Origin of the sequence: Yersinia aldovae ATCC 35236, assembly GCF_000173735.1 — a bacterium.
Classification (GTDB): domain Bacteria; phylum Pseudomonadota; class Gammaproteobacteria; order Enterobacterales; family Enterobacteriaceae; genus Yersinia; species Yersinia aldovae.
This window is the reverse complement of record NZ_ACCB01000005.1, coordinates 83,743-99,923: the sequence shown is the minus strand read 5'-3', so window position 1 is coordinate 99,923 and position 16,181 is coordinate 83,743. Positions and strand designations below refer to the sequence as shown.

Here is a 16,181-nt window from a genome sequence, read left to right as displayed (position 1 = left end):
CTGACAGGCCTCAACGACTCGCGCTCAATCGGTGAGGACAGCCCCTGATGGCGTGGGTCGAGCCATCAGGGGCAATAACCTCAAAGATTACTTAACGTTTTGTAGCTGGGCTGCAATCATTTTGGCTTCCTGTTGCCAGCCTTCTGCCAATGTGCGAATCAGCGCGTCATAGCCATCTTCACTTTGTTTAAGCTCAAGATCGAATGGCTGTTTAATCAGTTGCCCTTGATGTTTCAGTATCCAGACGCCACGAATAATCGCCCGCCCGTCATAGCGGCCGTGGAACCCGGTTATCGTGACATTCAGAACATCCTGATCGCTATCGAGTGGCTGTGAAGAGACCAACCAGCCCGGCAGCGCATCGCTCAGATTGGTCACTAATGTTTGCTGCAACTGTTGATCTAACGGGCTGGCCCAAAGGTTATTACTGGCAATCACATACTGCACATCATTAGTTTGATATACCACGCCAGCCGCCGCCAGATAGTCGGCTACGCTGACATGCTCTACCCACAGTTGCTTCGATGCCACACTGCTACTGGCAGTCGCGGGTGCGCTCAAGGCCGGTAGCTGATAGTACGTTTTGCTGACATCACTGCTGCAAGCACTGAGTAACAGCACTGCGATAACTGCCATCCATTTCATCATTTTTTGGCCTTCTTAGGCTGAGGGTCCTGACTTCCTGCCGCTTCAAATACCAGCGCGTTGCTCTTTTCATTTAACGTACGCAATACCGGTTGTAATTCACGCAACACCTGATCTAAGCGCTGCATATCACCCACCATTTTATTGTAAGCCGGTGAACCGGGTTGGAAACCTTTCATGCTGCGATTCAGCTCATTCAAGGTCTTTTGCAGGTCTTTTGGCATATCCTGCATCGCCGGGCTGGAAGTGATAGCGGTCAGCGCTTCCAGGGTTTTCTGCGTTTCGCGCATGGTTCTCTGGCTTTCAGCCAGCGTTTTGGTGACTTCAGTAACCATTGGGTCCAGCGGCAGATTATTAATTTTATCCAGCGTCTGCATCACTTTTTGCTGAATCTGTGCCAAACCACCGCTGGCGGTTGGCAACAATGGATAGCCCGCGACTTCCAGTGGCCCTTTCCACGGTTTTGCATCTGGGTAAAAATCCAGATCGACAAACAGTGCGCCGGTCAGTAGGTTACCTGATTTTAGTGATGCACGCAGACCACGCTCTTTGGCAGTTTTCAGCATTTGGGCGAAGTTGGCATCCGGCCCCAAATCATTCTGGAACCGACCCGGCTCAATACGAATAAGCACTGGGATACGGAAATCATTATCAACCCGCTGTTTCATGCCCTCAGCAAAGAATGGCACATCCGCTACAGTACCAACACGAATACCACGGAATTCGACTGGCGCACCCGATTGCAGGCCACGCACTGAATCAGAGAAGAACAGTAAGAAATCTTCATGTTCGGTATACAGTGAATTTTGGATGCTACTGCGGTTATCAAACAGTTTGAACTCGGCCTTAGGCTCGGTAATTTGCTTGCCGGGGTCCAAACCATCGGGAACATCAAAGCTGACGCCGCCACTGAATAAGGTCGCCAAAGATGCCATCTCCACACGCATCCCTTGTGAAGAGAGATCAACCGCCACACCACTGTCTTTCCAGAAGCGAACATTGGTAGTGACCAGGCTGTCATAAGGCGCGCCAATGAATAGCTGATAACGCATCATGCGTGATTTGGCATCAAACGTGCTGCTTTCCACCGAACCGACACGATAACCACGAAATAGCACCGGATCAGCGGCATTTAGCTGGCCGGCCTGATTGCTGTCGAGAATAATACGGATACCTTTAGCATCGGGAGATGCCAGTGGCGGTGAGTCCAGCAACTTAAATTCGCCTAATGTCTTTCCTTTACTGCCGGGTTGCAGTTCAATATAAGCACCCGATAGCAGTGTCCCAAGGCCTGATACACCTTCACGGCCAATCTGCGGCTTAACCACCCAGAACACGGTATCGCCGTGCAATAGTGTATTCATACCCGATTTTAGACGCGCCTGAATGATGACGTGATTGAGGTCTTTACTTAATGTGACCTGCTCAACCACACCGACATCCACACTGCGGCTCTTAATTTTGGTCTTACCTGCTTCAATACCTTCAGCGTTCAGTGTGGTTAAAACCACCTGTGGCCCCTGATGGCTGAAATGATAAAACAGTACCCACGCGCCAATCAGTGCAGTGACAATCGGGATAATCCACACTGGGGACCAACGTTTGATTTTTTCAATTTCCGCCACATTCTGGCTGGGATTATTGTCCGTCACCTTGCGGCTCCTTTTGGGTTGTTTCACTTAGTTGATCCCAGGTTAAACGGGGATCAAAGGTTAATGCGGCAAACATAGTCAGGATTACCACCATCGCAAACAACAGTGCACCAATCGCCGGATAGATACTCATCAATTGCCCGATACGGACTAATGACGAAAGCACTGCGATAACAAAGACATCGATCATTGACCAGCGGCCAACAAATTCCACCACTTCATAGATAAAATGCATACGTTCAGTATCGGTGTTGCCTTTGCCTTTGCCTTTGCCTTTGCCTTTGCCTTTGCCTTTGCCTTTGCCTTTGCCTTTGCCTTTGCCTTTGCCTTTGCCTTTGGCATCCCAACATAGCCAGCCGATCGCCAACATTTTTAACGAAGGTACCATGATACTGGCGATAAAAATCACCATTGCCACCGGATAGGAGCCTTCACTCCATAAGAAAATAACCCCAGCCATAATGGTTGAACCCATTTGGTTGCCCAAACTTTCGGTAATCATAATCGGCAACAGATTAGCCGGAATATAGAGCAGAATAGAGGTAATCAACAGCGCCATTGTCCACTGTATGCTATTGCGACGACGAACATAGCCTTGAGTATGGCAGCGCGGACACTCAAGCTGTGATTGCGGCAGAATGGCGGTACAACACGCACAGGAACGCAACCCTTGGCGCAAACCTGTGCGGCCAGCAATCAACGGCTGCATCAGCTTGGGTGCAGGGGCAATGTCCTGCCACATCCAATGGCGATCCACACATTGGAAAGCACGCACCTGCAACAAGCAGAAGATACAATAGGGAATAAAACTGCTGCCTATGCCGATTTCGCCATAGGCCATTAATTTGACAAAACTGACCAGCACACCGGCGAGGAAAATCTCAACCATGCACCAGGTTTTGAATTGAAATAGCACTTTCGCCATCATAGTTTTCAAGCGCAATGGCAGACGTACCCGCAGGCAGAGCAAAATAATCGCGATCATGCAAAATGCTGGAATCAACTGAACCAGCACCATAAACAGTGTCGCCATGCTGGCATAGTTATCTGCCAACATCACACGCGGTATTTGGATTAGCGTAATTTCGCTGGTGATCCCCGCCACACGCATGTTGACGAAGGGAAACATATTAGCCAGCACCAACATGAATAAGGCACTGAGTGCATAGCCCACAGGCCGTTTACGTGGTTCGTCCCACCGAGCAGTTAGTGTGGTTTTACAACGCGGACAGACCGCTTTAGTGCGATAAGGCAGGGAGGGTAAGACCACTGACATGTCACACTGCCGGCACAGGATGACGTTCCCTGATGGCCCTGAATGCTCGCCGTGTTCAGGCTCAATAACAGAATACAATATCTATGTCCTTACGGCTGGCCTGTATCCCCTTATCTTTCAAATTGCAAGAGTGTTGGCTACGCTCAATAACCCGAATCACTTACATCTGTAAGCGCATCGGGATGATGAGCCTCATCAGAGGCTCATCCTTCGGGCCAGCGCAAGCACTGTTCAAAATGGTTTACAACCCATTTATCTGTTACTTGCCACCTTCCTGCACATTGAAATCTATTGGGTATAGTTAAGTACCATATTGTAATGATACTAATATAACAATATGAATATTATCGTATAGCTCTTCATTTAACAGAACGGTGGAAATGCATTTTTAGCTGTTTTTCTGAGCTTCCAGCTCTTCCCAACGGCCAAATGCCACTTCTAATGCCTGTTCAGCATCCGCTAATGCTTTCAACACCTGTTGGGTCTCTTCATGCGGGCGGGAGAAGAAATCTGCGTGACCGACTTGTGCCTGTAACCCACTGATTTCATTTTCCAATTTTTCTAGCTGTTGTGGCAACTGATCCAACTCACGTTGTAAATTATAGCTCAACTTGCCAGTGCGTTTAGCCACCGGCATATTACTCTTAACCGGTGCTACCGCTTTGGTTTCTTCAACTTTCGCCGCAACCTGGCGGATAGGCTTTGCCTCAGCACGTTGCTGATGTGCGTCATAATAGCCGCCCACAAAGCTGTTAATCTGGCCATTCCCTTCAAAGATCCAGCATTCGGTCACTGAGTTATCAACGAATTGACGGTCATGGCTTACCAGCAGCACGGTACCCTGATAGCTGTCCACCATCTCTTCGAGCAACTCCAGCGTTTCTACATCCAGATCGTTGGTCGGTTCATCGAGGATCAACAAGTTGCTTGGCTTAAGGAACAGTTTGGCCAACAGCAAGCGGTTACGCTCACCACCAGACAACGCTTTCACCGGGGTCATCGCGCGTTTCGGGTGGAACAAGAAGTCTTGCAAATAACCCAATACGTGGCGTGAACGGCCATTGACCATCACTTCCTGCTTGCCTTCTGCCAGGTTATCCATAACGGTACGTTCTGGGTCTAATTCGGCACGATGTTGGTCGAAATAGGCCACTTCCAGCTTGGTACCGCAATGCACTTTACCGCTGTCCGCATTAAGCTGACCGAGCATCAATTTCAGCAAGGTGGTTTTACCGCAGCCGTTTGGCCCCACCAGCGCTATTTTGTCACCGCGCTGTACCTGAGCGGTGAAATCGTTTACCAGCACTTTGCCATCAATCTGATAGTTAACATTCTCCAGCTCAAAGACGATTTTGCCTGATCGCACCGTCTCTTCGACTTGCATCTTGGCCGTACCCATCACGTCGCGGCGCTCAGAACGCTCCATCCGCAATGCTTTCAAGGCACGAACACGGCCTTCGTTACGGGTACGTCGTGCTTTGATACCCTGACGTATCCACACTTCTTCTTGCGCCAGTTTGCGATCAAATTCAGCGTTTTGCAGCTCTTCGACCCGCAGCGCTTCTTCTTTGCTGGCAAGATACAGTTCGTAATTACCCGGCCATGATACCAATTTGCCACGATCCAGATCGACAATGCGCGTTGCCATTGCACGGATAAAGGAGCGGTCATGGGAGATAAACACAATGCTGCCCTGGAATTCTTTTAAGAAGCCCTCCAGCCAGTTGATGGTTTCAATGTCTAAATGGTTGGTCGGTTCATCCAGCAGCAATACTTTTGGTGAGCTAACCAGTGCGCGACCTAATGCCGCTTTACGCAACCAGCCGCCCGACAACGAAGAAAGCTCAGCATCCGCGCTCAGCCCCAACTGTTTCAGCACTTCCTGAATCCGGCTGTCTAATTGCCACAAACCTTGATGATCCAGGATCTCCTGCAATGCTGCCAGACGGTTGAGGTTCTTCTCGCTCGGGTCCAACTCAACCTGATGCAAGGTTGCGTGGTAGGCTTTCAGATGTTCGGCCTGTTCCTGTACCCCTTCGGCGACAAAATCAAATACTGTACCCGCCACATTGCGCGGTGGATCTTGTTGCAGACGCGCCACAATCAAATCCTGCTCATAAATGATGCGACCATCATCCAGCAGCACTTCTTTGCTCAGAATTTTCAGTAAGGTGGATTTGCCCGCGCCATTGCGCCCCACCAGACAAACGCGCTCGTTTGCCTCAATATGCAATTCAGTATTATCTAATAAAGGTGCATCGCTGAACGACAACCAGGCACCGGACATGCTAATTAACGACATAGTTTCTACTTTTCCTCGTGGCGGTGAGTCACCAGCCAGCAGTTGTGGATTTGACGATTACGGGCAAAGTCTTCTGATTGTGTCTGAGCTGTTATCTCTTGCGCTTCCAGCCCCAACGCCTTTATTCCGTCCAAATCCATCTGGAAACCGCGCTTATTGTTTGAGAACATGATTGTTCCCTTACGGCGCAGTAACCGTTTAAGTTCTTTCATCAGCACTAAATGATCGCGCTGAACATCAAAGGTGGTCTCCATGCGCTTGGAGTTAGAGAATGTCGGTGGATCAATGAAGATCACATCAAATTGCTCATCGGTATTACTGAGCCAGGAGAGGCAATCGGCTTGAATCAAGCGGTGCTGCTGGCCGGTTAAGCCATTCGCCCGCAAATTCTTCTCGGCCCACTCCAGATAGGTACGCGACATATCAACCGTCGTGGTACTGCGCGCGCCCCCCAGCCCCGCATGAACGCTTGCTGTACCGGTATAAGCGAACAAGTTAAGGAAGTCTTTACCCTGACTCATCTTGCCCAGCATCTGGCGGGCGATACGATGGTCAAGGAACAGACCGGTATCGAGATAATCGGTCAGGTTAACCCATAGCTTGGCGTTATATTCACTCACCAGCAGGAACTCGCCTTTCTGCGCCAGTTTCTCGTATTGATTCTTGCCCTTCTGGCGTTCGCGGGTTTTCAATACCAACTGATTGGACGGTAAATTCAACACCGCCAAGGTAGCATTAATCACATCAAACAAGCGCTGGCGTGCTTTTTGCGCATCGATCGTTTTAGGCGGCGCATATTCCTGCACCACCACTTTGCTGCCGTAACGATCGACAGCAACGTTATAATCGGGTAAATCAGCATCATACAAACGGTAGCATTCGATACCCTGTTGCTTGGCCCATTTATCCAGTTTTTTCACATTCTTGCGTAGACGGTTAGCGTAATCCTCCGCCACCTGAACACCCGCAGCGCCTTGTGGATTTGCCGCTAATTGGTAGTTTTTCTGCACACAGTCGAGTGGGCCATTTTTCGCTTTGAATTCACGATCAGCACGTAATTGCAGGCAGCTCAACAGTTCAGGAGAAGCACTGAACAGCGATAAACGCCAGCCGCCAAATGCAGACTTCATAATACGGCCCAACATATTATGTAATGCAATCAGTGCCGGTTCACTTTCCAACCGCTCACCGTAAGGCGGGTTACTGATAACCGTCCCCACCGGCCCTTCAGGTAATGGATTCACCAACTTGCTGACATCGTTCGCGTTAAAGGTAATCAGTTCTGATACCCCTGCGCGGCGGGCGTTGGCGCGCGCCATTTCAATCACTCGCCGGTCAATATCTGAACCGAAGAAGCGGGAGGTGGTTTCCTGCAAACCATTGCGGGCACGGACTTGCGCTTCGGTGGTCAGTTCACGCCATAGCGCTTCGTTAAAAGCGCTCCAGGCGGTAAAACCCCAATGCGACCGATGCAGACCCGGTGCGCGATCAGACGCTATCATGGCAGCTTCAATTAGCAAGGTACCCGAGCCACACATCGGATCGACCATCGGCGTGCCTGACTGCCAACCAGAACGCTGAATAATAGCGGCCGCCAGATTCTCTTTCAACGGGGCCTGACCGGTCAGGTCACGGTAACCGCGCTGATGCAAACCTTCACCGCTGAGATCCAGCGCGACACTGGCCATATCCCGTTGCAGGAACACATTCACCCGGATATCTGGTTGCTGCTTGGCAACTGTCGGGCGCTGATCGAGCTTACGGGTAAAGCTATCGACAATGGCATCTTTTACTTTCAATGCGCCGTACTGACTATTGCGGATCTCGTCATTTACGCCGCTAAAGTGTACGGCAAAGGTTTTATCCAAGCCAAAAATCGACGGCCAATCGATCGCCTGCACCCCAAGGTACAAGTCCAAATCACTGTAAACTTTAAATTCATTAAGCGGTAACAGGATGCGCGAAGCCAGGCGGCTCCACAGCAGGCTTTGGTACATGAGTCGATCGTCGCCCTGAAAATGTACCCCACCCTGTACTATTTTACAGTCGTGAGCGCCCAGCGCTTCAAGCTCGCTTTTTAACAGTTCTTCCAGTCCACGCGCCGTGCTGGCAAACAGAGAGTTCATATCGCACTATCACCAAAAAGAAATTTGTTGCGCATTATAGCTAATCCCAGCGGCTTGTCATAAAGTTGCTCCTTCTTATTTAATACTCGCACGGAGGCAATGGTGATTACTCTCTCCCGACTTTACGTTCATCCAGTGAAATCCATGCGCGGTTTGCAGCTTTCTCATGCTCAAGTCAGCAGCAGTGGGTTAGCCTTTGACCGCGTATTTATGATTACCGAACTGGATGGCACTTTTATTACTGCGCGGCAAAATCCCAAGATGGTGATGTTCACCCCAGCCTTGATGGCCGACGGTTTATATCTCACCGCCCCCGATGGCGAAAGTGCCAGTATCCGCTTTAATGATTTTTTAGCCAATGCAGAACCGACCGAAGTCTGGGGGAATCATTTTACCGCGCTCATTGCCCCCGCTGCTATTAACAACTGGCTCAGTGGCTATTTTCAGCGTGAAGTGCAATTGCGCTGGCTGGGGCCTGAATTAACCCGCCGGGTAAAACCCATGCCGGAAATTCCTCTGTCATTTGCGGATGGTTTCCCTTATCTGTTGATTAACGAAGCCTCATTTAAAGAATTGCAACAACGCTGCCCCGGCAGTATTAAACTGGAACAGTTTCGTCCTAATTTGGTGGTCACCGGTGCCAGTGCGTTTGCAGAAGATGGTTGGCAGGTTATCCGAGTGGGTGATATTACCTTTGATTTGGTCAAACCATGCAGCCGCTGTGTATTAACCACCGTCAGCGTTGAGCGTGGTCGCAAGCATCCAACCGGCGAACCTTTGCAAACGTTACAGACATTCCGAACTGCGGAAAACGGGGATATCGATTTTGGTCAAAATATGGTGGCCAGAAACAGCGGTATTATTCGAGTCGGTGATGAAGTAGAAATATTGTCAACTAAACCACCACGGCCATACAGTGCCGGTGTGGTCACTGAAACCCTCGTCGCGCCACAAGATCAATCCAAAACCGTATCTATTGAATATAATGGCATCCGCTTTAATGGCAATAATCAGCAGGTTTTGCTGGAACAATTGGAACAGCAAAATATTCGCATACCATATTCATGCCGCGCCGGGATATGTGGTAGTTGCAGAATTACATTGCTCAATGGTGAGGTGGCACCGTTAAAGAAAAATGCAGTTGGCGCTGATGGAACCATTCTTTGTTGTAGCTGTATTCCTAAAGGGGATATTACGCTCAGTGGTAAATGAACGAATAGATTGCCACCGATATATTACCCAATAGAGTTCAAGATACAGGAGGGTGGTAACTAAGAGAGATAAGTCGGTTGGGAATTGATATGAACGCGACTGTCAGCAGCCTCACAGACACGCTGTGGATGGCCGGGGAATGAGAGCAGCTAACACACCTTTAGTTTGAACGATGAGGGTATTATACCGCCCGGTCATAGGCCGGCGTGGTGTAAACTTCTTCGATAATATGCGGCAATAAACGGTCATTCATTATCTTTATCGCATCACCTAATACCATCTGACGCCCAGCTAATACCACTTGCGATTGTGCTAATAAACACAAACTTGCACAGTCACCTGACTCAACCACTAACAAACGCACATCTTCACCACTATCCAATACGTTTACTAACGCCAGTTCGCCATTTTTTGGCATCAGCGTTCTAGGCTGTTGTGCAAAATACCAACTTTTGGGCATCAAAGGTTTCAGAAAACGAAATGCAACCAGTGCATTTAATACTAATTCTGAACGCTGTTCATGGCTGAGCTTAATTTGGCGACATTGATCTTCAAAATCAAAATAAAGAGCAGCATCATCAACACAAAACGCAGATTCATCGAAAGCATCGGGTGTCAGCATTTTAGACGGGAAGCGCGAGCGAAATATCATACCATTAGCTAAATCCAGCATAAGCCGGTCATGATCGGTATCAAAATACCAACGCCATTTATCGTCTGGTTTAATTCGCATATGTTTTCCTTCTCGCCAAACTGCTAACATCATTGGCTCAATAACTGAGCTTTCCCCCCATCGAGTGGGATTAAATTCATATAAGGCTTTCGCTGTATATTTATTCTATCGGAGTAAAATATAGACGAGCCGGAGGAATAAATAAACCCCCCGGCAGGTAATGAGGATAAATAATTAGATATGAGTAACGATATTCTTAATCAAACCAGGCCCACGGAAGATAAATCCGGAATAAATCTGAATCAAGCTAGCACCCGCAACCATTTTTTCTCTGGCAGCAATAACAGAGTCAATTCCGCCGACACCGATAATAGGCAAACGCCCTTGTAGCTCTTGCGATAAACGACGAATAACTTCAGTGCTGCGTAATTGAACTGGGCGGCCACTTAAACCACCGGCTTGTTCACAGTAATTTAAACCCTGGATCAGAGAACGATCTAAAGTTGTATTTGTAGCAATAACACCGTCAATATTATGACGAACTAAACTATCAGCTATTTCGATCAATTCCTCTTCAGTAAGATCTGGCGCGATCTTTACCGCCACTGGAACATACTTATGGTGCCGTTGATGTAGTTCAGTTTGTTTATTTTTAATTGCGGCTAATAAATCATCCAATGCCTCACCGTACTGTAAAGAGCGTAATCCTGGTGTATTGGGTGAAGATATATTAATCGCGATATATCCGGCATAAGGATATATTTTATCCATACAAATCAAGTAATCGTCTTTGCCTTGTTCTACCGGTGTATCTTTATTCTTACCGATATTAATACCTAAAATACCGCCAAAATGGGATTTTTTGACATTTTCGATTAAGTTATCAACACCGTGATTATTGAACCCCATACGGTTGATCAAACCTTCTGCTTCAACGATCCTGAACAATCTCGGCTTATCATTTCCTGACTGAGGCCGCGGTGTCACGGTCCCCACTTCGATAAAACCAAATCCCATTGCCCCCAACGCATCAATACACTCGCCATCTTTATCCAGACCTGCAGCTAATCCCACTGGATTTTTAAATGACAACCCCATGCAATTAACCGTTTTAGTTGGCACAGACTGGCGAACCAAAAACTCAAGAGGAGTGCCGGTAACACGTTTTAACTGACGAAAAGTAAACTCATGGGCGCGTTCCGGATCAAGCTGAAATAGTGTTTTTTTGACGAGAGGATAGAACATGTGATCTCCTGACCGGCGTTCAAGTATGGATAGACGCGGGAATGGTAAATTCATCTATCAGGAAAGTAAACGATTGCTAAGTAAAGCCACGCAAAGAATCATCCAATTAACCATATTGATAACAAAGTGTTGATAAATTGCAGGCGAGAATAGATGAAAGTCATACAGAGGGCATCTCTGCCCTCTCAGTTGTGATGATAAGGTTAGCCGTCGACGCTATTGGCTGATTGCACCACTATGCTGCCAATGCTTTGGTTATCTTCTCGTACAAATCACCGGATAAGTTATCCAGCGTTTTCAATTGCTCAAGTGCGTTACGCATCAGCGCCTGACGTGCTTTATCATAGCGTTTTAAGCGGACTAACGGCTCAATCAACCGAGCCGCCACTTGCGGATTACGGGTATTTAGATCACTGAGAATTTCTACCAGGAATTGATAACCGCTGCCATCGCTGGCATGGAATGCCGCCGGATTACCGGATGCAAAACTGCCAATCAACGAACGGGTACGATTCGGGTTGCTCAGGCTGAACGCCGGGTGTTTTAGCAAAGCACGTACTTGTGTCAACACATCGGCCGCCGGGCTGGTTGCTTGCAGAGCAAACCATTTATCCATCACCAACCCATCATGGTTCCAGCGCACATCAAAGGCTACCAGTAACTCATCCCGACAAGGTAGCTGTGCGCCAACCGCGGCTGCCAATGCCGCCAACGAGTCCGTCATATTATCAGCCTGATGATATTGCGAGGAAACCAGTTTATTGGCAAACTCCTCATCGCCAAAAGCCAGATAATTCAAGCACGTATTACGTAATGCACGCTTGGCAATATCAGCATGTTCGATGCGGTAAACCGGTGTCATATTTGCAACATACACTGCTAATAGCTCGTCAGATAATTCATGCGCCAGGCAGCGAGTGATCGCTTCATGTACAGCGCTGATAGCTTGTGGATCAATAGTAGTAAACAACTCAGCTATTTCATTTTCAGACGGCAGAGTCAGGATTTGTGCTGCTAATGCTGGGTCAATGCTCTCATCGAGCAATATTGCGCGGAAAGCATCTGCCACATGGGCAGGTAGACTCAATGGCTGTTTCTGCTGATATTTAGCAACATTCAATTTGATGTAGATTGCCAGCAAGCTTTGCGCCGCATCCCAGCGAGAGAATTCATTGCGCGCATGTTGCATCAGGAACGTAAGTTGCTGATCACTGTAGCTATAATCCAGTTTTACCGGAGCGGAGAACTCACGCAATAAAGAAGGGATCGGTGTATGTTCAACATTATCGAAAGTAAACGTTTGTTCAGCTTCCGTGACATTCAATACATGATGAACCGGCAAGCCATTTTTTTGCAGCGGGATGACATTACCTTGGCTGTCATACAGTTCAATATCTAACGGAATGTGCAATGGCAGTTTTTCGGGCTGATCTGCTGTTGGCAACGTTTTCTGACTAACATGTAAATGATATTGCTGTTTCTCTGCATCATAATCATCACGCACGGTCAATATTGGTGTACCTGACTGGCTGTACCAACGGCGGAATAAAGAGAGATCGACGTTAGATGCATCTTCCATCGCCTGAACAAAATCATCGCAGGTGGCCGCACTGCCATCATGACGCTCAAAATAGAGCTGCATACCGGCCTGGAACTGCTGCTCACCTAATAAAGTATGCATCATGCGAATAACTTCTGACCCCTTCTCATACACCGTTAAGGTATAAAAGTTATTCATCTCGATGACTTTATCTGGGCGAATCGCGTGAGCCATCGGGCTGGCATCCTCTGCAAACTGTGCCGCACGCATCACCCGCACATTCTCAATTCGATTAACCGGACGTGAGCCTAAGTCAGAACTGAACTCTTGATCACGAAATACCGTCAGCCCCTCTTTAAGGCTAAGTTGGAACCAATCACGGCAGGTAACCCGGTTGCCGGTCCAGTTATGAAAATATTCATGACCAATAACGGCTTCGATATTCAGATAATCTTTATCGGTAGCCGTTTCTGCCTTGGCTAAAACATATTTTGAGTTGAAAACATTCAACCCTTTATTTTCCATCGCGCCCATATTGAAGAAATCAACCGCGACAATCATATAAATGTCGAGGTCATATTCCAGGTCAAAGCGGGTTTCATCCCATTTCATGGAATTTTTCAGCGAGGTCATTGCCCAATCGGCGCGATCAAGATTACCGCGGTCAACAAACAGTTCCAGCGCGACTTCACGCCCTGAGCGGGTAATGAATTTATCGCGCAAAACATCAAAATCGCCAGCAACCAAGGCAAACAGGTAACAAGGTTTCGGGAATGGATCTTCCCATTTCACCCAGTGCCGGCCATCGTCCAGTTCCCCCTGCCCGACACGGTTACCGTTGGAAAGCAGATAAGGATAGCGCGTCTTATTGGCAACGATACGAGTAGTAAAGCGAGCAAGCACGTCAGGACGATCTAGATAATAAGTAATGTGACGGAAACCTTCAGCTTCACACTGAGTACACAGTGCCTCACCTGACAGATATAGCCCTTCCAGCGCACTGTTGGTCGCAGGGTGAATGTCATTGACAATTGTCAGTGTGAAATTTGCCGGTAATTGTTCAATAACCAGCGCGTTGTCTTGTTGGTGATAATGTGGCCATGCCTGCCCATCAACGCTAACACTGATTAATGTCAGATCTTCACCATTAAGAACCAATGGTGTGACGTCCGTTGCCTGACGTTTTATTTTACTGACCGCCGTGACCGTCGTTTTTTGCGCATCCAGTGCGAAGTCCAGACTGATATCGGTAATGGTGTAATCCGGCGATTTATAATCGTGACGGTATTTGACTTGCGGCTGTTGTGTCATAAGAACCCTTTTGACGTCATCAGTGAATATGATTATCAGGTCTGTATTAATAGTCATTAAAGGCCGGTATTACGGCGACCAGAGCATTGCTGCAAACCTATTGGCCCCAGACTCAGATAGGTTTTCAATGTATCACAATTGTAAAAAAAACCCAGATGAGAACCGGTGCTAATACGGCAAATAAAGCATTGGCTACTTTTTTTTCGAGCCGCTTCGCACCTCGGTTGTTTTATTGCATTTCATCCAAGGGAGAAACCTTTGGTTGATGTATAAAGGAGACTAAATTCAGTAGATGCTCAACGCTGTTTGAAATATGAGCACGGCAGTTGCTGAGACCCTATCCAGAGAAATAACCCTATAATTACAATGCTATTTCTCCGTGATTATCCAAATAGCTAAAAAACTGACCTTAATTGGATTGATCGTTTAACAAAATACCTTTTTCACCACTAATGGCACGTTTAATCCTAGACCTGTGATTAGAGTTTATGGTGTGATGAGGCTTCAATAACAGGACAATACCGGTATACTTCCGCCACTTTAGATTATACCCAAAGTCCTTGGCGTTGCAGGTAGGCCGCCGTGAACCAATTTGAACCGCATTGATGTTGGCCCGCAGGTGAGCCTCAGAAGACTCACCCGTTCCGATGAGCCTATTCAAGTAAAGACAACAGGTAAGTGATTCGGGCAAGTGAATGCAGCTAACCCCTTGCGACTTCAAGTACAAAGAGTATATGCCGACTGTGAAAAGTGATCCTACGAGGATGCTGTATAGCGCCATGACCCAAAACGCCTCACCGATTTTGACTTCATTGCTAGATACCGATGCATATAAACTTCATATGCAACAAGCAGTGTTTCATCGTTATCGCCATATTACCGTTGCCGCTGAGTTCCGCTGCCGCGGTGATGAGCTATTGGGCAAGTATGCCGATGAAATCCGCCACCAGATAACATTGATGAGCCAATTGGCATTGACCGATGATGAGTTTCTTTACCTCTCAGGCTTACCGTTCTTCCAGCAAGACTATCTCAATTGGTTACGAGCCTTTCGTTTTAATCCCGAGCAAGTCACTGTATCTGATAATGGCGGTGAATTAGATATTCGTATTACTGGGCTATGGTGCGAAACAATCCTGTGGGAAGTGCCACTATTAGCGGTAATCAGTGAAATCGTCCATCGTCGCCGTTCTGCACATATCACTGCTGATCAGGCTGTTTCACAGCTGCGTAGCAAGCTTCAGCAATTTAAAGCGCTCAGTGCTGATATTGACATAACTCACTTCAAGTTAATGGATTTTGGTACGCGTCGTCGTTTCTCGCGCGAAATACAACATGCCATTGTCAGTCACTTAAAAGATGAATTTCCCTACCTGGTGGGCACCAGTAATTATGATTTAGCACGGAAATTGTCTTTAGATCCCGTGGGGACTCAAGCTCATGAATGGTTCCAGGCACACCAGCAAATTAGCCCAGTATTGGCCAACAGCCAACGAGTCGCCTTACAAGTCTGGTTAGATGAATATCCAAACCAACTTGGCGTCGCGTTGACGGACTGTATTACTATGGATGCATTCCTGCGCGATTTTGATAAAACATTCGCGGACCGCTATCAGGGATTACGCCATGACTCGGGTGATCCAGTTGAATGGGGTGAAAAGGCTATCGCCCATTATGAAAAACTGGGCATTGACCCAATGAGTAAGACATTAGTGTTCTCAGATAATCTGGATCTGGAAAAGGCGTTATCGCTCTATCGCCACTTCTATCAACGCATCAAGCTGGTATTTGGTATTGGTACACGCCTGACCTGTGATATCCCTGGGGTTAAGCCATTAAACATCGTCATCAAACTGGTTGAATGTAATGGTAAACCGGTAGCTAAACTGTCAGATAGCCCAGGTAAAACAATTTGTCATGATCCGGCTTTTGTTGATGAATTACGCGAAGCATTCGCTCTGCCGTTAGTTAAGAAAGCCAGCTAGCACGTTATTGCCGGGCGGCAGGTGCTTGCCCGGCCCCTCTCGAATTTGAACTTTTTTCCGCGCTTTACTCTTCTATATTCCACTATTCAATCATTTCTCTGTTTGTGTCGTATATTTTTATGGAAATGTTGCACTGAACCGGTGATTTCTACTTGTGTCCTGCACCGCCACAAGTAACATAGTAATATCCCCATTTTGTTGGGCTGTTAACTAT

General features: G+C 47.6%; 10 protein-coding genes. 2 read left to right on the top strand and 8 right to left on the bottom strand.

Annotated elements, in window-relative coordinates; all coding sequences use genetic code 11:
- Positions 1-87: 87 nt before the first annotated feature.
- The 5 genes from pqiC to rlmKL all read right to left on the bottom strand — a co-directional run bounded on the left by pqiC (position 88) and on the right by rlmKL (position 8,001).
- Positions 88-648 (bottom strand): membrane integrity-associated transporter subunit PqiC, encoded by a 561-nt coding sequence (gene pqiC / locus YALDO0001_RS03865; protein ID WP_042839376.1) that lies wholly within the window; start codon positions 646-648, stop codon positions 88-90.
- Positions 645-2,297, bottom strand: coding sequence for an intermembrane transport protein PqiB (gene pqiB / locus YALDO0001_RS03860; protein WP_042839375.1), 1,653 nt, complete (start codon positions 2,295-2,297; stop codon positions 645-647). The genes pqiC and pqiB overlap by 4 nt, the downstream gene beginning before the upstream one ends.
- Positions 2,284-3,651 (bottom strand): membrane integrity-associated transporter subunit PqiA, encoded by a 1,368-nt coding sequence (pqiA, locus tag YALDO0001_RS03855; RefSeq protein ID WP_071986374.1) that lies wholly within the window; start codon positions 3,649-3,651, stop codon positions 2,284-2,286. The genes pqiB and pqiA overlap by 14 nt, the downstream gene beginning before the upstream one ends.
- Positions 3,652-3,961: 310 nt before the next feature.
- The gene (locus YALDO0001_RS03850) at positions 3,962-5,875 is read right to left on the bottom strand and encodes an ABC transporter ATP-binding protein (protein ID WP_042839373.1); all 1,914 of its coding nucleotides are present in this window, start codon (positions 5,873-5,875) and stop codon (positions 3,962-3,964) included.
- Positions 5,876-5,880: 5 nt separating this feature from the next.
- Positions 5,881-8,001 (bottom strand): bifunctional 23S rRNA (guanine(2069)-N(7))-methyltransferase RlmK/23S rRNA (guanine(2445)-N(2))-methyltransferase RlmL, encoded by a 2,121-nt coding sequence (gene rlmKL, locus YALDO0001_RS03845; RefSeq protein ID WP_004700066.1) that lies wholly within the window; start codon positions 7,999-8,001, stop codon positions 5,881-5,883.
- 99 nt (positions 8,002-8,100) lie between these two features.
- Here rlmKL and YALDO0001_RS03840 point away from each other — a divergent pair, with 99 nt between their 5' ends.
- Positions 8,101-9,213, top strand: a complete 1,113-nt coding sequence (locus YALDO0001_RS03840; RefSeq protein WP_004700064.1) for a YcbX family protein — start codon at positions 8,101-8,103, stop codon at positions 9,211-9,213.
- A 181-nt stretch (positions 9,214-9,394) separates the two neighbouring features.
- Here the strand turns inward: YALDO0001_RS03840 and YALDO0001_RS03835 are convergent, their stop codons facing one another.
- The 3 genes from YALDO0001_RS03835 to pepN form a co-directional block, all read right to left on the bottom strand.
- Positions 9,395-9,946, bottom strand: coding sequence for a cell division protein ZapC (locus YALDO0001_RS03835; RefSeq protein WP_004700061.1), 552 nt, complete (start codon positions 9,944-9,946; stop codon positions 9,395-9,397).
- A gap of 174 nt (positions 9,947-10,120) precedes the next feature.
- Positions 10,121-11,131: a quinone-dependent dihydroorotate dehydrogenase gene (gene pyrD, locus YALDO0001_RS03830; protein ID WP_004700060.1), complete on the bottom strand. Its 1,011-nt coding sequence runs from the start codon at positions 11,129-11,131 to the stop codon at positions 10,121-10,123.
- 235 nt (positions 11,132-11,366) lie between these two features.
- Entirely contained in the window at positions 11,367-13,982 is a 2,616-nt protein-coding gene (gene pepN / locus YALDO0001_RS03825; protein ID WP_004700058.1) for an aminopeptidase N, read from the bottom strand.
- 779 nt (positions 13,983-14,761) lie between these two features.
- Between pepN and pncB the strand changes: the two genes are divergently transcribed.
- On the top strand, positions 14,762-15,967 hold the full coding sequence (gene pncB, locus YALDO0001_RS03815; RefSeq protein ID WP_042839371.1) for a nicotinate phosphoribosyltransferase: 1,206 nt from the start codon (positions 14,762-14,764) through the stop codon (positions 15,965-15,967).
- The last annotated feature ends 214 nt before the right edge of the window (positions 15,968-16,181 follow it).